The following is an 18,922-nucleotide window of genomic DNA, read 5'->3' on the forward strand; positions in this document are numbered from 1 at the left end:
GTAATGGCACTAACGTCAATTGATACCGGTACCGATGAGCTACTAGCCACCCTCGAGGATGGTATTGCGCTGCTGACACTGAATCGCCCGGAAAATCGTAACGCCTTATCCGAACCTATGCTCGATGCCCTGGCAATGTTGCTAGATCGTTGCGAAAAGGACGCCGCTATCCGCTGCGTGGTGCTGACCGGGGCCGGTGGCGCCTTCTGTGCCGGTGGCGATGTCAAAAGCATGGCTGAGTCAGACGACCCCGGCAGTGCTGAGCAGACATTGGATGAAGTCATCCATCGTCAGCGCCTGTTGCAACGCGCCACTGCGGGGAAACTTTACCAGATGCCTAAGCCCACTATTGCCGCTTTGTCCGGCGCTGCCGCTGGTGCCGGCATGTCGCTCGCCCTGGCCTGCGATCTGCGCGTCATGTCGACCCGGGCCTTTCTGGTCACTGCTTTTGCCCGGGTTGGGTTTTCCGGAGACTATGGCGGCAGTTACTTTCTGACGCAGCTACTAGGCACGGCTAAGGCTCGCGAGCTCTTCTATTTATGTGAACGCGTTTTGGCCGAGGAAGCGCTGGAGCTGGGCCTGACCAACTGGGTGGTGGAGCCTGACACACTGCGCGACGATACGATGTTGATCGCCAGGCGCCTGGCTGATGGCCCTACGGCGGCGTTTCGCTATATGAAGGAAAACCTGAACCGAGCCATCAACGGTGACATGCAGGAGTGTCTTGATATGGAAGCCACGCATCACGTGCACAGTCGCTTTACAGAAGACCACCGCGAGTCTGCGCTAGCCTTTGTAGAGAAGCGAGAGCCCGTGTTCAGAGGACGCTAGCGGAGACCTGCGTGGGTCTCGCTAACTGGCTCAGTCTATCACGGCTAGTGCTAGCGCCAGCCACCGTCTATACCATCCTAACCGAGCAATGGGGTATCGCATCGGTTCTGGTAGCACTCGCCATTATCAGCGACCTGATCGACGGACCCGTCGCTCGAGCACGTGGCGAGGCGAGCGCCGCAGGCGGCTTGCTAGATCATGGTAGCGATGCCATTTACGTTAGCTGCTGTCTGCTAGCCGTCGCCTGGGGCGGATATATTCCTTTATTACTGCCCATTCTCGTCGTCGCTTCCTTTAGTCAGTATGTGATGGATTCCAAGGCGTTATCGGGCCAACAACTGCGGAGCAGCAGTCTGGGGCGCTGGAATGGGATAGCTTACTTCGCCCTGCTGCCCTGCCTCTTGCTGCCACCGGCAGTATTCGCTACCTTTCTTCCCCCGGCACTATTAAGCACAGTGGCCTGGGTACTAATCACAAGTACTCTAGTGTCGATGCTAGACCGTGCCTGGACCCTGTTACAACTGAGAAGACACCAATGAGCCTACCCCACTGTATCGCCATTACCGGAGCTAACGGTCATCTCGGCCTAAAACTGCTTAATGCGCTCAGCGACCAACCGGTCAAGGCTCTGGTGCGCTCTGCGAGTGCAGCTAGCACTGTGACTGCATACGTTGCGGACAATCAACTACAGAATGTCACCATCGAGGTCGTCGACTACCAGGACACGCGACAGATGCAGAACGCACTCGAGGGTACCGACTATTTAGTTCATCTGGTGGGCATCATTAAGGAGTCCGCCAGCAACACTTTCGATGACGCCCATATTCACGCCAATCAAGTGCTATGCCATGCAGTAGCCGGCAGCAGCATTCGGCACCTCTGCCACCTGAGTCTGCTGGGGGCGGATGAAAACTCGCGCAATACCTGCCTGCAATCCCGAGGCACAGCAGAGCGCCTATTACTTAACAGTGGCGTGGCGACGTTAATCCTGCGCATTCCCATGGTCCTGGGGGGCGATGACTACGCCAGTTACGCGCTGCGCAAGCGCGCCCATGCCAGTCTCAGTTTTAGTTTTCGTGCCGCCAGCCTGGAGCAACCGATTGCGGCCAGAGACGTTCTGGCTGCCGTGCTCAACGATATAGCCAGAGCACAACAGGGCGCGAGTGTCGGTAACCAGTTGCTCGAACTAGCTGGTCCGCAGAGTCTACCGAGAGCCGAGTTGTTCGAGCGTGCAGCGGCGACCCAAGGCAATAGCACCCGAGTAATATCACTACCCCTGTGGTGTGGCATGGGGCTGGCCTGGTTGCTGGAAAAACTGTCTTCCACACCGCCGGTAACACGAGCCATGCTAGGCGTGCTTGATCACGACGATAATATTGAAGCGCAAGTGACTGCGACCACGTTGGGAGTCACCTTGACGAGCCTGGACGCCACCTTGAAGGAATGCTTGGCAGAATCCCAATAGGGTATTCAAACCAACAGTCAGGCCTGCTAACGTAAGCTTTCTATAACAACAATAAGAGAGGATCACCGTGAAAATTATCAAATTTTTCGTGTATAGCATTCTGTTTGCGGCACTGATTGTGGGCGGAGTTCTGTTCGGTGCACGCTTCGCTGACGGTCCATTGGAGATTATTGCCGGAGGCCCTTTTAGAAGCGGCGAACTGGTTACCGGACCAGAGCCTGATTGGAGTTTTGTGCGTGACCTGGAAACAGTGGAGTTCCAACTAGAAAGACCACCGCGTTCACGCACCACCTGGATTGTAGAGCACGAAGGAAGAATCTATATTCCCAGTGGCTATATGACCACTGCATGGGGCAAGATATGGAAGCAATGGCCACTGGAGGCCGAGCGCGACGGGAGTTCTATTCTTCGCGTCGGCGACCAACTCTACCAGCGACAGCTGATTCGTAGAAAAACCGGGCCAGAAGTAGCGGCTGTGGTAGCGCTGATCGCAGAAAAGTACAATATTCCGGCTACCCCCGAAGCTGTGGCCAGTGATTACCTCTGGCTATTTGAAATGGCCCCACGTTGAAAGCTGGAGACATCTAATGACAGCCGCCCTCGAGACCCTGCGTAACAACCTCGCTCTTCGGCCCTGGTGGATGAACCTGATCCTGGCGTTCTGCGCCTATATGACTTTTATCTATGTGCCCTGGGATCTGTTTATCAAACCGGTGGCGGTAGATCAGGAAGTATGGTTTGGTTTTATGCTAACTGGCTGGGCAGCCAAGGCCACCACTCCCCTACACTGGCTAATTTACGCCGCAGGTACAGTAGGCTTCTGGAGAATGCGGCGCTGGATGCACCCCTGGGCGGTGCTATATGTGCTGCAGATCGCGATCGGAATGTTTGTCTGGTCAATGCTGGATGACCGCAGCCCGGGGTGGTACACCGGCGTTATCGCTGCCCTGCCCTTCATCGGCCTTGCCATCGCCCTGTGGCGCAGCAAGCCTCGCTTCAATACCTGAGATGATCTATGAGCGTCACCCGTAAAACCAAGATCATATGCACTATAGGCCCTGCAACCAGCAGCTATGCCATGCTGGAAAAGCTGGCTCTAGCCGGCATGAACGTGGCACGCCTGAATATGTCGCACGGCGACCATAAATCTCACGCCGAAGTCATCAAACGCTTGCAGAAACTCAATATCAAACTCAAGTACCCGGTGGCTATTCTACTCGACACCCAGGGCCCGGAAATCCGCACTGGCGAAGTCGAACACGCCCTCGACCTAAAAGAAGGCGAGGTTATCTCAGTGGTTGCACGCGGCGCCGAAGACGTTGAAGAAAATTCTCTGATGGTGAATTACAGCGACCTGATCCGCGACATGAACGTGGGTGACCGGCTGACAGTCGACAATGGCCTGATTAACCTCGAAATCCTCGACGTCGAAGAGCGCGTGCTGCACTGCCGCGTGATTGACGGCGGCATGCTCAAGAGCAAGAGCCATGTCAATCTACCCGGCATTAGAGTCAATTTGCCAGCTATTACCGAAAAGGACCGCAACGACATCAAGTTTGGGCTCGACATGGACGTGGACTATATTGCGCTGTCTTTCGTACGCGACGCGGGTGACATTCACCAGCTGCATGAACTGCTGGGTTCCAAGCAAGGCAAGGTCAAAGTTATTGCCAAGATCGAAGACCAGGAAGGTGTGCGCAACGTCAACGAGATCATTGATGCTGCCGACGGGATCATGGTCGCCCGCGGCGATCTCGGCTGTGAGATGGATTTCTGGGAGTTACCGCACGCCCAGCGCCGCATCGTGCGCTCCTGCGCCCAAAAAGGTAAGCGCGTTATCGTCGCTACTCACTTGATGGAGTCGATGATTGAAAACCCCATGCCAACCCGGGCCGAAGTCACCGATGTCGCCAATGCGGTTTACGAAGAAGCGGATGCCATCATGCTATCCGGGGAAACCACCATTGGTAAATATCCCATTAAGTGCGTTGAGAGCATGGTCAAGATTGCCGAAACCATAGAGAAACACCGCGGCCTGCAATTTACCGAAGACCTCATTAAGAGTGATCACAAGCAAAATATTGCTGCCAGCGCCGTGCATCTTGCCGAATCACTGCCAGCACGGGCTATTGTGGTCATTACCCGGCGTGGTCGCATGGCCAACTATGTCACCAACTGTCATCCGCAGCATTCGGTCATATACGCCTTCAGCAACGATGGTCGTACGCGTCGGCAGATGGCACTGAACCGCAATGTCTATCCTCACAAGCTGATGTTTTCCAAAGACCCGGAGAAAACCCTTAAAAAGGCCTTTTCGATCCTGTTGAAGAAGGAAGGTTTTCAGCCCGGCGATCAAGTTGTAGTGATTTCAGACACCCTCAGCGGCTCGGGCATTGATGCAGTCCAGATACGCGAGCTACCAGACGCCTGAGCCGGCGCAACGCTTTCGTCAACGATCTCTTGCCCGGCGGCACCTACAGCGCTCCCTTTTGGCACCGAAAACCTGTAGAATACGCACCCCTTTAGTTGGCGCCAGCCAGCATCCTATACAGGCTACTCCCATGAGTGAACCCGCAAGCCCGGTCTCCTTTGCCGACCTGGGTCTTCCCGACATACTGTTGAAATCTCTGAAGCAGGTTGGCTACGAAGCGCCCTCCCCGATTCAGGCTGCTACGATACCTGCTCTGTTACAGGGTAAAGACATGCTGGGCCAGGCTCAGACCGGCACCGGTAAAACCGCTGCCTTCGCTCTACCGATACTGGCAAACCTAACGCCTGGCGCCAAAAAGCCAGCCGCGCTGGTACTCTGCCCGACCCGCGAATTGGCGATTCAGGTCGCGGAAGCCTTTCAAACCTATGCCCGCGGCATTGATAAATTTCATGTACTGCCACTCTACGGTGGGCAGGATATGCGCGGCCAACTGCGGCAGCTGCAACGCGGTGTCGACGTGGTAGTCGGTACTCCAGGCAGACTGCAGGATCACCTGAATCGTAAATCTCTGGACCTGTCAGCCTTGCGCACCGTGGTGTTAGACGAAGCCGACGAAATGCTGCGCATGGGTTTCATCGACGACGTTGAAAACATTCTCTCGCACGCGCCCGATGAGGCTCAGACGGTACTGTTCTCAGCGACACTTCCGGAGCGCATCAAGAAAATAGCTGGCAAGTTTCTGAACAAGCCTGAGCATGTCAAAATTGCGGCATCATCAAGCACCGTTGACGCGATCGACCAACAGTACTGGTTACTCAACAACAATCAGAAACTCGATGCCCTGACCCGCCTGCTCGACGTTACTGAGTTTGACGGTGTCATTATTTTCACCCGAACCCGCGGCACCACCGTCGAATTGGCGGAAAAAATTAGCGCCCGAGGATACGCCTGTTCACCTATTAACGGTGACATGAGCCAGTCTAATCGCGAACAGACCATCTCGCGTTTGAAAAAGGGCAAGATTGATATTCTGGTCGCCACCGACGTCGCCGCCAGGGGCCTGGATGTCGATCGTATTACACTGGTTGTCAACTACGATATCCCCTACGACAGCGAAGCTTACATACACCGCATTGGCCGCACCGGACGCGCTGGTCGCGAAGGCAAGGCAGTTCTGTTTATTACCAAGCGCGAGCAACGTCTGCTGCGAGCCATCGAAAAATCAACGGGTAAAAAGATCGCGCCGGTGCGCCTACCCAGCGCCAAAGAAATCAGTGAGCAAAGGGTTGAACGCTTCAAGCAGGAAGTCAAAGCGACCCTGGCAGAACCCGCCTCGCCCCTGCTGGCTGCCGTAGCCGAGCAACTCTGTGAAGAAACTGGCGCCACTCCTCAGTTGCTGGCAGTCAGCCTGATTGCCATGTTACAAAAAGACCAGCCACTGGAAGTGGCCGAAGCGCCTTTGCAAAGGCAGGCACCGGCACTTTCTGACAGCGCCAGGGCCCCTATGGCTGAGTACAAGAGCAAAAACGACAGCCGCAGTAAGAATAGAAACGAAAGCAAGAGCAAAAACGAGAGCAAGCGCAAGCCGGCAGACAAGCCCGTAGGCAGCAGCAAAACTGAAGGCGCCGCTGAGTCAGACAATGAGGGCGGCCCGCTAACGATGGAGACCTATCGCATCGAAGTTGGCCGGCAGCATGACGCCAACGCTGGCAATATTGTCGGCGCCATCGCCAACGAGCTAGACATCGACAGCCAGTACATTGGCCGCATCGAGCTCAATGATGACCACAGTACCGTCGATTTACCCGAGGGCATGCCGCCAGAGCTACTGGAGGCATTTGGCAAGATTCGCGTCAAGTCGCGACCGCTCGCAGCCAGCCTGGTCGGTAAATCTAACGAGAGTCATAAGCCCAAGTCGCAGAACCGTGCTGACAAATCAGCCAAAAAACCGGGCAAGACCAAGCGAGCTACGGGCAAAAAGTTCAGCACCGGCAAAGCCGACAAGCCTGCGCGTAAACCGGCCAAGCCCAAAGAGTGAAAGTCTGGGTAGACGCCGATGCCTGCCCGCGGGTCATCAAAGACATTCTGTACCGCGCCGCACAGCGGGTCGAGGTTGAACTGGTTTTGGTTGCCAATCAGGCGCTGCAGGTCCCGCCCTCGCCGCTAATTAGCAGTCGGCAGGTAGCTGGCGGCTTTGATGTGGCTGACAACTACATTGTCGCTGAAGCCGAGCCCGGCGATCTGGTTATTACCGCAGACATTCCTTTAGCAGCAGAAGTCGTCGAGAAGCAGGCCTACGCCTTGAACCCGCGCGGTGAGCTCTATACCCGCAGTAATATTCGCCAACGCCTGGCAATGCGTGACTTCATGGAAACCATGCGCGACAACGGCCAGGCCAGCGGTGGCCCACCACCGCTGAATCAACAGGACCGTCAAGCATTCGCCAACGCGCTGGATCGCTTCCTCGCGGAGCATCACAGCTCAAAAAAGTGAGCACCTGACCAGGTCTGCGGCCCGCAACTATTTACCAAACCGTCAGCGATCACTACACTGCCCTCTCCAGTGAGGCGCAGCGTTATGATTATTGAACAAGTGTGGACCGGCAATGCATTCCGAAATTTCAACTATCTGATAGTCTGCCCTGAGACCGGCGAAGCGATGGCGGTCGACCCGCTGGATCACGAGAAATGCCTGGCCCGCGCCAACAGCAACGGCTGGCAAATAACCCAGATTCTTAATACCCATGAACACTTTGACCATATAGGCGGTAATGCTGATGTGGTTGCGGCCACCGGTGCCAAAATACTGGCGCACGCCAATGCTCGCGACACTATCCCGGATATGGACCGAGGGCTACTGGCGGGTGACATCATCAAGGTGGGGCGCACGGTCGAGCTAGAGGCGCTGGACACACCCGGGCACACCATGAGCCATGTTTGCCTACTATCGCACACAGAGACTCCTGCCCTGTTCTGCGGCGACACCCTGTTTAATGCCGGGGCAGGCAATTGCCATAATGGCGGACACCCTGAAGAGATGTATAACACCTTCGCCAACCAACTGGCGAAATTGCCCGACAACACGTTGATTTATCCGGGTCATGATTACCTGGGCAACAATCTGGAATTCACCCTGGATCGCGAGCCCGACAACCAGCGCGCCCAAGCCCTGCTTGATGAGGTCGCCAACCAGAACCTGGATGCAGCGCTGGTCACTTCGCTGGCGCTGGAAAAAGAGATCAATACCTTTTTTCGACTGCATAGCCCCAGTGTCATAGCCAGACTGCAAGAGGCTTTTCCGGAGCTCGATGAAAACCCCGATTCACGCACTGTTTTCCTGAAGCTCAGGGAACTGCGCAACAGCTGGTAGCCGCAACTCATGAACGAACCCCAGGCCGATACTCGAACGCCCTCGCCGCCCTACGGCTACTCCAGGCTCTGTCTCTATCCGCTAGAGCAGCAGCTGCGCATTGTTGCTGAGTTCTACGTACACAATATTCGCCCCAGTCGGATCGCCTATCGTATGGGTATCGATATTGATCTGGTGGATAAGCTAATCGGCGGTGAGGTACATCAGGAAGCCTTTAACCAAATGGTCATATACTATCGCAAGCGCCGCCGCAGCCAGCGCTTAAGCCAGGCCAAGAAGCTGACCGGGACGGCGAGAGTAGAGCTTCAAGAAGGTATTGAACGCGATTTTCGCGAGGCAGACCCGCTTTAGACCGCGCGCCATAGCCCTAACATAACGGGCTTAGGAGCATCCGCAGCAATCACCGATCGAAGGCCTCTTTGTGCCCGATACACTGGTCCAGATACTGGTGGAAATGCGCCACCCTGCATTCAGTCTCGTGTAACCAGACTCCGGCAAAGCCCTCAGAATGCATACCCTGCTGAGCATGGCGTAACAGTGATAAATCCTGGTCGATAGTCGGGGTCATGCTATGGCGTCCGGCAATAACGTCTTCATAGGTAAAGCTCTCATGCTCAGGTCGCTGTTGCGGCTTGGGCTGCGCCGCATCTTCAGTCAACATTTCAAACGAAAACTTGTCCAGATAGCTCTGGTTGGGGTCGGTCGCATGCGGCCGCACCCGCATCAGCCACATCATTTCAGGCTGATAGGTACACACCATGTTCGGAAATACGTTGGTCTGCATCACATCAGTGAGTTCCTCGTCACTGAAATTACTGAAATGAGGCATAGGTCCTGCCGCCAGTTTTCGTTTGGCAGCACGGATCGCGGGCTGGATCTCCTCGACCCTGCCCACAAAATCATTGGCATCCAGACCCAACGCTGAAAGCTGCATCTCCAGTAATTCAGGTGGACTGTCGGGCTGCGAAAACTGCGCGTCCGTCGTCGCACCGGGCACCCACACACGGGTGTGACCGCCCGCGTAAAGATCACTGCGCGCATTGCTGCAATCGACAAAGCTGCGGTGCTGAGGGTGCAGGTAATGGACATGATAGAGCTCACCAAAATTGTCTACCACCGCTTTCCAGTTACAGTTAACCAGTACAGTTTGATCCTGCATCAGCGTCATCGCCTCAAACTGATAGTGCTGCATAAGCGGCAGCATATCGCGCAGGAATTCTGCTAGCGGTGGTGCTGCTGAATCAAGGCATACCCATACTAACCCCAAGGCAGTCTCACAGCGCACCTCCTCCAGATTGACGCGGTCCTCTGGCAGACCATGCTGAAAATGGTCACTGGCCGGCGCGTAAGTCATTTCACCTTCAGGGTTATAACGCCAACTGTGATAGGGGCAGCGAAAGCTATCACGCTTACCGCAAGGCTCATCCACCAGACGCACGCCACGGTGCTGACAAACATTGTAAAATGCGCGCGGGTCGCCATCTTTGTCGCAGGTCAAAAGCAAACTCTCAGCACCGATTTCGTACACCACAAAATCCCCCGCTTCCAGCAGGTCACTAAGGGGAGCGGCCACCTGCCAGGTTTTGCTCCATACTGTTTGCCATTCGCGCTGCATCCAGTCATAGGATATATAGCGCTCTTTCCCAAAATTGCGCACCGGTTGCGGTAGCGGCTGCGTGCTGGACTGCACGATAGAAGGTACGTCTGCCATTGCGGCTCCTGAGTCAATTTGATAACGCTGAAGAACATTAAGTCTACGTCATCAAATAATCAATTGCAGGTGCTGCCTGCATGGCCGTTCACGCCAGCAAACCCTGACCGCAAACACCATTTATTCGTAGTGGCGAGCGCGCTATCCTGACCCGGCAGGCAGTAAAGCCGCCATAAGAGCTTACCGGTGCAAAAGACAATCAAACCTATGCAACAGCTGGCACGAACTGGAAACACCCGTCAGCGGCTAACAACTGTCTGCATTAGCTGGCTGCTGCTGTTAGCCGGGTGCAGCGATCCGCACACCGGCAGCCGCTATGCAGCTGTGGAATCGCCACTAGCGCAACCCGATACCGAATGGCGCCATTATCTCGGCGACTCAGCGTTCACACACTATTCATCACTACAGCAAATAGACGTTACGAACGTAGGTCAGCTGCAAGAGGTGTGGCGCTACCGAGCCGGTGGCGAGCTGCCTCACGGCGGCAGCCAAATGACCTGCAACCCTCTGATTGTCAAAGCCATCCTTTACTGCACCGGTCCCGACCTCAGCGTATTCGCTCTGGACGCAGCCACCGGTAAAGAGCTGTGGCGCACCGCCACCGATGACAGCTTCAGCCGTCACGGTATCAATACACTGCGCGGTCTGAGTTACTGGGAAGATAAGACCCAGAACGAAAATCAGAGCCCGCAGCGGCTTCTAATGACAGCAGGCGGCCACCTGTATGCGCTCGATGCACGCACCGGTCAGCCCATTGCGGACTTCGGCGACAACGGTAGGGTCAGTCTGCATACCGGTTTGCCCGACTGGGCCAGTGACAGCCTGGTGGTCACCACCACCCCGGGCACGGTCTACGGCGACCTATTGATTCTCGGCAGCCGCGTCTCTGAATTCAAAGGCGCCGCGCCCGGTCATATCCGCGCCTTTGATATTCGCAGTGGTGCACTGCGCTGGACCTTTCGCACTATTCCCGCCGCCGGCGAATTCGGCGCCGAGACATGGCCCTCCGCCTCCCTTGAGCGTGCCGGTGGTGCCAATGCCTGGGCTGGCTTAGCGGTTGATCAGAAGCGCGGCATGGTGTTCGCACCTACCGGTTCCGCCAGCTTTGATTTCTACGGTGGCGACCGTCACGGGGACAATTTATTCGCCAATTCACTGGTCGCTCTAGACGCCAACAACGGAGAGCGTCTGTGGCACTATCAGTTTGTACGCCACGATGTGTGGGACCGGGACTTACCGTCACCACCCAACCTGATCACCGTACAACGTGACGGCAGCAGCATTGACGCAGTTGCGCAAGCCACCAAGAGCGGCCACGTCTTTGTGTTCGACCGCGATAGCGGCCAGCCCTTGTTTCCCATTGAAGAAATCACCGTAACCGGCACTCCCCTGCCGGGCGAGAGTCTGGCTGCCAGTCAACCACTGCCGACCGCGCCACCCCCGTTTACCCGCCAACAGTTTGCAGCTTCAACGCGAGACGCGGCAACCGTGGCTTATCTGCAGCAAAAACTAAGCACCTTTCCACCGCACCAACCCTTTCAGGCCCCGGACACTGGCGGCACGATTATCTATCCCGGTATCGACGGCGGCGCCGAATGGGGCGGCATGGCCTGGGATCCACAGAGCAGCCTGCTGTTTGTGAACGCCAACGAAGTCCCCTTCCAGCTGGCGCTCACCGAGCTGCCGGAAGGTCAGGGAGATGGCATTGAAGTAGCTTATATGATGCTCTGCTCCGGTTGTCATGGCGGCGATCTGGCCGGTGATGGGGTTGGTATACCTTCGCTGCGTGATCTTGGCGACCGTCTGTCGCCATTGGAGGCATTGCGAGTAGTGCGTGAGGGTCGCGGACGTATGCCGGCGTTTACCCAGCTGAAGTGGTACGAGCAAGCGGCGACACTCTGGTACGTTTACAACTGGGATGCCAATGACGTGGTTCCAAGCCACGGTACCGACCAGGATGACACAGCAACCACCCATGACAGGTCGCGCAACTATCTCAACGCCGGCTATCAACGCTTGCTGGATCAAGATGGTCTGCCCGCTTCAGAGCCTCCCTGGGGCACCTTGACGGCGATTGACGTCGACAACAATCGCATTGCCTGGCGCACCCCGCTGGGAGATTACCCCGCCGCAACGCAGCTGGGGTTGAGTGGACTGGGCGCTGAAAACTACGGTGGCCCGATAGTCACCGCCGGCGGACTGCTATTCATAGCCGCCACGCCGGACGCTCAGTTTCGTGCCTTCGATTCCGGTACTGGCCAACTATTATGGCAAACTAGGCTCGACACTGCCGGCTATGCCACTCCCGCGACTTACGCCGTCAATGGGCGTCAGTTTGTCGTTATAGCCGCAGGCGGTGGTAAGCTGGGCACGGCATCTGGCAGCGAATACATTGCCTTTGCCCTGCCCACCACCGACCACAACACCACGACAACAGTAGCGCATTAGTCATGTTGAAAAGCCCCGCTGAATTTGATCTGCTGGCGCCCAACACTGTCGAAAACCCCTACCCGTTCTTTGCGTCACTCCTACGCGAAGCGCCGGTCTACCAATTGCCGGGAACCAACGTTTACCTGGTCGCCTCGGCACAGCTGATAGATTCGGTACTGCAAAACCAGGACGACTATTCGGCCAACCTCACCGGCATACTGGTCACCGGCACAGATGGTAAGGCGGAGCTGTTCGACCTAACCCAGTTTGGCAGTGCCGTCGACGCTATCGCCAACGCCGACGAGCCAACCCATAGTGTGCATCGCAGGCTAGTACTGCCGCAGCTGACGGCGCGCAAGGTAGCCGCGATGGAGCGAGAAATACGCGACTGGAGCCAACAACGGATTGAAGATTTCATCAGCGCTGGCGGCGGCGATTGGGTGACAGCAGTTGCTGATCCCATACCTGTACTGGCCATGTCGCGACTGGTCGGTCTGCCGCCAGAAGACTTACCACAGTTATTAAAATGGGCCTTCAGTGGCGGCGAGATACTCGCCGGGACAACCACGCTGGAGCAGATGGTGGCACTCGGCAGCGCTACCGCAGATATGGCCGGTTACCTGAACAAACAATTACAGCAGGCGCTGCAGGCACCGCACAAAAACACCTCAGAATGCGTTCTGGATGAACTGGTTGCGGGTATACGCCTTAAGCAAATCAGCGAAGCCGAAGCAGTATCTATTATGGTGGTACTGGTGGGTGCGGCAGGAGAGTCCACCTCCAGCCTGACTGGCAGTGCCGTACGCATACTGGCACAGAATTCAGATTTACAGCGGCGGCTACGTCAGCAGCCGTCCCTGATTGATGCCTTCATCGAAGAAGTGGTGCGCCTGGAATCACCCTTCAAAGGTCACTACCGGGTGGTCAAGCGTGCCACCACTCTCGGCACTATCACGCTACCAGAACAAGCCAGAGTCCTGCTGTTGTGGTCGGCGGCCAATCGCGACCCGGATCACTATGCGGCGGCGACCAGTGTTGACCTGGAGCGTGAGCGCCCCCGCGACCACCTCGGTTTTGGGCGCGGTATACACTTTTGTGTCGGCGCACGCCTGGCACGTCTGGAGGCCAAAATTATGCTGGAGGAATTGCTTGTGCAAACTTCAGACTTTCAACTGACGGCAGATCCGGTGCATGTACCCAGCATCTTTGTGCGGCGACTGTCGCAGCTACCATTGAAGGTCAGCGGCCCCGCCTAACCCACAGGGTGGCTACTATAATACCCATCAAAAACACGGCTGACAGCGGCAACCAGCTGCCGCGCGGCAAATAACTATCTCGGTAAAACGACCTACTGACCCCCGGCACGCTCCATAGATTACCGCTGCCTTTGCCCACCACCAGTTGTCCCTTCATACCTTTCTCCATGTGCTGGGCCATATCGCAATGAATCAGGTAAGTGCGGTCATCCCCGGGCACGATAAATGTGCCGCTCACGCTGGCGCCGGCGTTGGCTTCCAGGTGAAACATGCCGGTGGGATACAGGTACTTCGGCAAACCATGCACCATCCACTGATGGCGCACTTCATCGCGATTGCTAAAATTGACGGTCACCCGCGCACAGGGCTCAACCCGCACTTCATGCATGCTGAGACCAAAACTGGTGCCCGGTACTGCCGCGGCAAACTCCTGCCCGGCGGCGATATCAAAGTCATAGTCACGGGAGATCGCATCGCAGCCGCGCGGCAGGCGGTCATGATTGGCATTCATCACCATACCGGCTGTATCTAGCTGCATATTGTGATGGCCAGCGTGCTGAGCCAAAGCGCAAGTCGGCGCTAAAGCCAGCAGCCACAGTAGTGCTAGCGTCCTGATCTTAGCCATGACAATAGTGTTCCCAGCAGACCACCCAGAGCCAGCATCAGCACACTCAGGCGCAGCAACAATATCCAATCGGGGCCCGGGTCTCCAAACAAGCCCGGTGCGTAGCTTTGCCACACTGGCAACTGCTTGCGGTAGTAGGCTACTGTGAAATAATTATCCCAGGATACACCTTGCGTGCGCGGCCAACCCGACTCCCCCATATACTCTTCGTAAACAATGGCGCTGATATTACCGCCCGGCCCTATACCGTCATTGGTGACGCCCTGATACTGATGGTCATGAAAGGGCCAGATACCCGGCCCATAGGCGTGAACACCATCGTTCTCCAATATCAGGTCCAGCTCGGCTCGCTGTGAAGTTGCCAACCACACCACGTCGCGCGCCGAACGAGCCGCTTCGGGAACCGCACTGCCATCCTCTGCAACCACAACAAATTTGTGGCCATGGGTATGTAATGCAATGCCCTTGGCGCCGCCGTTTACTACCCGCAATTTAATCCGGTCGCCGGGCGCGGCAACCACCAGTGACTCTCGAAATGTGTAAGGGAAAGAGCGGCCATTGAGCGTGAAGTAATCCATGCTGGCGTCGGTAATATCGTACTCACGATGCATGGAGCGCGTGATCACACGGGGGTCATTACTGTGCTGAATTCGCTCACTGAGCTGCTGATCTAGATCCAGGTAATGCAGGTCATACTCCTGCTGATAAGACTCGCGCACCGCCACCGCCGGCGCGCGCACTTGCCCGGCACCGACATTGATGGTTTGGACCCAGTTATTCGGACGGTTTTCCTCAATCACAAACAGCCCCTGTAAACCCATCATCACGTGCACATGAGGCTGTACGTGACAGTGATAGAACATGGTGCCGGCGTGCCGTGGGGTCAGTTCATAGCTGCGTGCCATGCCCGGCATCACCGGTACTTCACTGGTCAGCGGCACCCCGTCATTGCCAGCGCCGGTAGCCGTAGTAAAGCCATGGTCGGCACCGTGCAGGTGCAGCGTGTGTGGCATGTAGTGGGTATTTTCCAGCGTGATGATAACGCGATCACCCTGCTCAACCCGCAGCGCTGGCGATGGCAGGCGCAACGCGCTGCGCGCCTGATTAGATTCAAAATTCTCGGTTGCCATACCTGCCAGCTTGGGCGCAAATACCCAGAGCCCGGGTGTAATACCTGGCGCCAACGCATAGCTAGTCACAGGATCACGGGACTCCGCTGAACTGCCGTTAAGTTCAGCGACCTCCAGTCGAATGTGAATCACATCCGGATCACCGTCGCCGTCCAGATCAGCGCCTTTTTCTACCGCGTCTGCGGTCAGGCCGCTGCGCATCAAGACCCTATGCGATACATTATTGGTGCCACGCACGGCAGCAGCAACCAACCACGGATTGTCCGCCACACAACCGGCCACCGCCTGCACCGTAACGCCCTCAATCTCTTGCTCATCACGCCAACCGGCCTCACCGCCGGGGCAATAATCCTCCGGCGTTTCAGCATTTGCCGCCAGTGGTCCTGGCAGGCTGCGCCAGGGGGCCGCTCCGAACCACTGTGTCAGTGCTATGCGCACGGTATCCGGATACCACTGCGGCGGCCAAGCCAACAGCACTAATGCGATACAGATCAGAGCGAGTCTAGTGCTGCGCATGGATACGTCTCCACCACAGGCCGCCCAGCAGCAGTGCAAATGCCAGTAAGGCCAGCCAGGGCAAGTGGTTAGGTTTAGCTACGGCAAATGGAAACACTGCTCGATACATGATGTCCTTGTCGGGATGGGGTGCAGTGACAATGCCAATGTAATCACCGGCCATTTGAAAGTCGTATTCTGCCAACAGTTGATTGCCTGAAAACACAGCAGCCGGCTGATAAAATACAGTGCGCGCGTCCAGATCTTCCAGCGCCGCAATATTCTCCCAGCGAGTAAAAATACCCCAGTCATCATCATCGCGAATAATTCGAAAGTCCACACCGACCTCCTTCATGCTGCCATGCAAGTAGTCCAGAACAAACAGGGTGGGACCGGTATCAGGCAGGTCCTCGCAAAATTCACTGTCGCCACGGGTCTCTGATTGGTAGACGGTAAAATGAGCAGTGTATAGCCCAATTTCGATCATACAACTGCCCGCTTCGCCAACCACGCCACCTGCCGACCACACCACGGCCGACTGTGGCATTAGCCACAGACACAGCAGTGGTGCAATTAGCCACCGCCACAAAACTGCCGAACGCTTACCGCGACATGATTTGTAGCCATCATCTGGTGTCGATCGAGCTGACATTAGCAGGCCGCTCAAGCTACTAACCTGAGGTCCGAATCACGGCGCGCGCCGTCAACTCACCGGCGCCAAGCCGCCGATAAGCCTCACCAACATCCGCGAGCTCAAATACTTCTACTTCATTGACTAGCGCGCCCTCCGCGGCCAACGCTAACACGGCCTGAGTATCCGCAATCGTGGGCCCCATAAAAGAGAAAATCTGTGCCTCTTTACTTGCCAGAGCGTGAAACAGTGGTTGCGGGTAGCCGCCCATTTCTCCGCCTACCAGCCCATAACTGCCTAGCTTACCCAGCACAGCTATACCGGCAGCAATCGTTTGCTCGTTGCCGACAAAATCCAGCACTGCTACTACTCCCTGGCCTTCAGTCAGTTGCATCACTTCGCGCCCGAGATCCACTGCACTGCTATCGACGCAAATATCTGCTCCCAGACTGCGCGCGTGCTCAAGCTTGTTACTGGCGATGTCCGCGACAATCAGTCTGGCCTGCGTTAGTAGCTTAATATACTGGACGGCAAAACTTCCCAAACCACCCGCTCCAATGACCAATACGTTAGCGCCCGGCAATAACTGCGGTCGAATTCTATTAAAGCCATGCCAGGAGGTGGCGCCCGCATCAGTCAGTGGGCCAGCGGTGAGCGGCTCCAGGCCCTCCAGTGCAATCAGCGAACGCTTGTCTCTTACCAGCACGAACTCGGCTAGCCCACCATCAAAACCGAAGCCACGACCCACACCATTATGCCCACAGACATTATCATGGCCGCTGAGACATTCGTGACAGCTGCCGCAGGATGTCGGCGATACCAGGGCGACCGCCTGTCCCTGCTGTAAACCAGTCACTCGACTCCCCCAACGCTCAATCCACCCGGCCGTTTCATGGCCCAGCGTAAACGGCATTTGCCAGCCCAGTGTCGGACCCAACTGACCTGGCATATGCATCATATGCAGATCGGAATGACACAGGCCGTTACCGGCCACCCGCACCAGTATCTCGTCGGGCCCGGGCTCAGGCACCTCTACTTCCATCAGCTGCGGAGGCTGCTGCCACTGCAACATGCGGTAAGCAGACATGGTCTGGCTCATGCTGACGCAGCTCCAGTGCTCGCGTGCGCAGAGCCCCAATACTGATAGCCGGCAAATCTGGGCGTATTGGGTAAATACATTTCTTCCAGATCATCGATAACAAAGCCGCCCTCGGCCAATAAACCGGGAATTTTCCGATGCAGATTACAACCGCCCATCAGCGGCCGCCACCAGGGATTAATACGCTCCTGCCACCGCTGTATATTGGCGTCCGGCGCTTCCCCGTGCTCACAGAACAGCAGCTCACCGCCTGGGCGCAGTACTCGCGCCATGCCCGCCAGTGCAGTCACTGGATCGGGTATCGTACAGAAGGCATAGGTGACCAGCACGGTGTCCACCGAATTGTCATCAAGGGGAATTTGCTCGCCCGGCAAACCGATAAAATCGACTGGAAACGGCAAGTCTCTGGCACGCTCGCCAGCCAACTTCCAGGATTCCTCCGACGGGTCCAGACCAATCACGCGCGTTACCCGCTCGGTATCGTAGTAAGGAAGATTATGTCCGGTTCCAATACCAATCTCCAGTACGGTGCCGCTGGCACGGGGCACAATTTTTTCACGTTGCTTCAGTATCGGTTTGGTACCACAGCCACAATTTACCAAACGCGGCACTATATGCTTATCGTAAAAACCCATTATCAAGTATCCGTTGACCAAACCTCTATTATAGGCACAATCAGTGTTCTGCAAAGACAACGAGGCAATCTTAATGATTGACGTACATTACTGGCCCACCCCCAATGGTAAGAAACTAACCATCCAACTCGAGGAATGCGGGGCCGATTACGAAGTAATCTACTGCAGCATCGGCAGCGGCGATCAGTTTAAGGACGAGTTTCTGAACATCTGCCCCAACAATCGTATGCCGGCGATTGTCGATCATGACCCGGCAACCGGCGATGAGCCGCTATCGGTATTCGAATCCGGTGCTTGCATGATGTATATCGCCGAAAAGACCGGCCAGTTCGGTGGCCGCGATGAACGGGAGAAATGGGAAGTCTACCAATGGGTCATGTGGCAAATGGCCAATCAGGGGCCGAAGACCGGCGAGCGCGGCCACTTTGCCAGACTGAAGGACAAACAGGGCGACCAGAGCTATGCCATGGCCCGTTTCAACGATGAACTGCACCGCATTTACGGCGTACTGAATAATCGCCTCTATGACCGCCGCTACCTCGCGGGTGATGCCTATACGATTGCCGACATGGCCTGTTACCCCTGGGCCTGCGGCTGGGAAACGCAGGGCATTGATCTGACAGAATTCAAATACGTAACACGCTGGCTAGACGAATTGGCACAGCGCCCCGCACTGCAGCGCGGCATGGCAATAGGCAGTGACCTGACCCAGAGCTACTCTGAGGTGCCAGAACAAGAACGGCAGCGCATTGTCGCCCTGCTCTACAATCAACGCGCCCGTCCCGCACCAGAGACTGGCGGCATCGACGTCTGA

19 protein-coding genes are annotated in these 18,922 nt (G+C 56.3%); 13 read left to right on the forward strand and 6 right to left on the reverse strand.

Going from position 1 to position 18,922, the window contains the following annotated elements:
- Window positions 1–3 precede the first annotated feature (3 nt).
- The 10 genes from EYC98_RS13900 (at window position 4) to EYC98_RS13945 (ending at window position 8,447) form a co-directional block, all read left to right on the forward strand.
- The gene (locus EYC98_RS13900; RefSeq protein WP_279245941.1) at window positions 4–831 is read left to right on the forward strand and encodes an enoyl-CoA hydratase-related protein; all 828 of its coding nucleotides are present in this window, start codon (window positions 4–6) and stop codon (window positions 829–831) included.
- Window positions 832–842: 11 nt separating this feature from the next.
- Window positions 843–1,370: a CDP-alcohol phosphatidyltransferase family protein gene (locus EYC98_RS13905; RefSeq protein WP_279245942.1), complete on the forward strand. Its 528-nt coding sequence runs from the start codon at window positions 843–845 to the stop codon at window positions 1,368–1,370.
- Window positions 1,367–2,296, forward strand: coding sequence for an SDR family oxidoreductase (locus EYC98_RS13910; protein ID WP_279245943.1), 930 nt, complete (start codon window positions 1,367–1,369; stop codon window positions 2,294–2,296). The genes EYC98_RS13905 and EYC98_RS13910 overlap by 4 nt, the downstream gene beginning before the upstream one ends.
- A gap of 67 nt (window positions 2,297–2,363) precedes the next feature.
- On the forward strand, window positions 2,364–2,867 hold the full coding sequence (locus tag EYC98_RS13915) for a hypothetical protein (RefSeq protein WP_279245944.1): 504 nt from the start codon (window positions 2,364–2,366) through the stop codon (window positions 2,865–2,867).
- Window positions 2,868–2,883: 16 nt separating this feature from the next.
- The gene (locus EYC98_RS13920; RefSeq protein ID WP_279245945.1) at window positions 2,884–3,303 is read left to right on the forward strand and encodes a hypothetical protein; all 420 of its coding nucleotides are present in this window, start codon (window positions 2,884–2,886) and stop codon (window positions 3,301–3,303) included.
- 8 nt (window positions 3,304–3,311) lie between these two features.
- A complete protein-coding gene (gene pyk / locus EYC98_RS13925) occupies window positions 3,312–4,727 on the forward strand; it encodes a pyruvate kinase (RefSeq protein ID WP_279245946.1) in 1,416 nt (471 codons plus the stop codon).
- A gap of 130 nt (window positions 4,728–4,857) precedes the next feature.
- Window positions 4,858–6,765 (forward strand): DEAD/DEAH box helicase, encoded by a 1,908-nt coding sequence (locus EYC98_RS13930; RefSeq protein WP_279245947.1) that lies wholly within the window; start codon window positions 4,858–4,860, stop codon window positions 6,763–6,765.
- Window positions 6,762–7,220, forward strand: coding sequence for a YaiI/YqxD family protein (locus tag EYC98_RS13935; RefSeq protein WP_279245948.1), 459 nt, complete (start codon window positions 6,762–6,764; stop codon window positions 7,218–7,220). The genes EYC98_RS13930 and EYC98_RS13935 overlap by 4 nt, the downstream gene beginning before the upstream one ends.
- An 84-nt stretch (window positions 7,221–7,304) precedes the next feature.
- The gene (locus EYC98_RS13940; RefSeq protein WP_279245949.1) at window positions 7,305–8,096 is read left to right on the forward strand and encodes a hydroxyacylglutathione hydrolase; all 792 of its coding nucleotides are present in this window, start codon (window positions 7,305–7,307) and stop codon (window positions 8,094–8,096) included.
- Between the two features lie 9 nt (window positions 8,097–8,105).
- Window positions 8,106–8,447, forward strand: coding sequence for a hypothetical protein (locus EYC98_RS13945; RefSeq protein ID WP_279245950.1), 342 nt, complete (start codon window positions 8,106–8,108; stop codon window positions 8,445–8,447).
- A gap of 49 nt (window positions 8,448–8,496) precedes the next feature.
- On the opposite strand, the gene EYC98_RS13950 is transcribed toward EYC98_RS13945, so the two are convergent.
- Entirely contained in the window at window positions 8,497–9,807 is a 1,311-nt protein-coding gene (locus tag EYC98_RS13950) for an aromatic ring-hydroxylating oxygenase subunit alpha (protein WP_279245951.1), read from the reverse strand.
- A gap of 186 nt (window positions 9,808–9,993) precedes the next feature.
- On the opposite strand from EYC98_RS13950, the gene EYC98_RS13955 reads away from it, so the two are divergent.
- Together EYC98_RS13955 and EYC98_RS13960 are read left to right on the forward strand one after the other, a co-directional pair.
- Window positions 9,994–12,255, forward strand: coding sequence for an outer membrane protein assembly factor BamB family protein (locus EYC98_RS13955; RefSeq protein WP_279245952.1), 2,262 nt, complete (start codon window positions 9,994–9,996; stop codon window positions 12,253–12,255).
- Between the two features lie 2 nt (window positions 12,256–12,257).
- A complete protein-coding gene (locus tag EYC98_RS13960) occupies window positions 12,258–13,493 on the forward strand; it encodes a cytochrome P450 (RefSeq protein ID WP_279245953.1) in 1,236 nt (411 codons plus the stop codon).
- Here the strand turns inward: EYC98_RS13960 and EYC98_RS13965 are convergent.
- The 5 genes from EYC98_RS13965 to EYC98_RS13985 are packed head-to-tail and all read right to left on the reverse strand — an operon-like array spanning window position 13,477 to window position 18,108.
- Entirely contained in the window at window positions 13,477–14,118 is a 642-nt protein-coding gene (locus EYC98_RS13965) for a cupredoxin domain-containing protein (RefSeq protein WP_279245954.1), read from the reverse strand. The genes EYC98_RS13960 and EYC98_RS13965 overlap by 17 nt on opposite strands.
- Window positions 14,097–15,764 (reverse strand): multicopper oxidase domain-containing protein, encoded by a 1,668-nt coding sequence (locus tag EYC98_RS13970; protein ID WP_279245955.1) that lies wholly within the window; start codon window positions 15,762–15,764, stop codon window positions 14,097–14,099. Before EYC98_RS13970 ends, EYC98_RS13965 begins: the two co-directional genes overlap by 22 nt.
- Entirely contained in the window at window positions 15,751–16,395 is a 645-nt protein-coding gene (locus EYC98_RS13975) for a hypothetical protein (protein WP_279245956.1), read from the reverse strand. Before EYC98_RS13975 ends, EYC98_RS13970 begins: the two co-directional genes overlap by 14 nt.
- A gap of 19 nt (window positions 16,396–16,414) precedes the next feature.
- Window positions 16,415–17,473 carry an alcohol dehydrogenase catalytic domain-containing protein gene (locus tag EYC98_RS13980; protein WP_279245957.1) on the reverse strand — a complete coding sequence of 353 codons (1,059 nt, stop codon included), beginning with the start codon at window positions 17,471–17,473 and terminating at the stop codon, window positions 16,415–16,417.
- Entirely contained in the window at window positions 17,470–18,108 is a 639-nt protein-coding gene (locus EYC98_RS13985) for a class I SAM-dependent methyltransferase (protein WP_279245958.1), read from the reverse strand. Before EYC98_RS13985 ends, EYC98_RS13980 begins: the two co-directional genes overlap by 4 nt.
- A 73-nt stretch (window positions 18,109–18,181) precedes the next feature.
- On the opposite strand from EYC98_RS13985, the gene EYC98_RS13990 reads away from it, so the two are divergent.
- Window positions 18,182–18,922, forward strand: coding sequence for a glutathione binding-like protein (locus EYC98_RS13990; protein WP_279245959.1), 741 nt, complete (start codon window positions 18,182–18,184; stop codon window positions 18,920–18,922).

The organism is Candidatus Litorirhabdus singularis, from assembly GCF_026262625.1.
GTDB lineage: Bacteria > Pseudomonadota > Gammaproteobacteria > Pseudomonadales > Halieaceae > Litorirhabdus > Litorirhabdus singularis.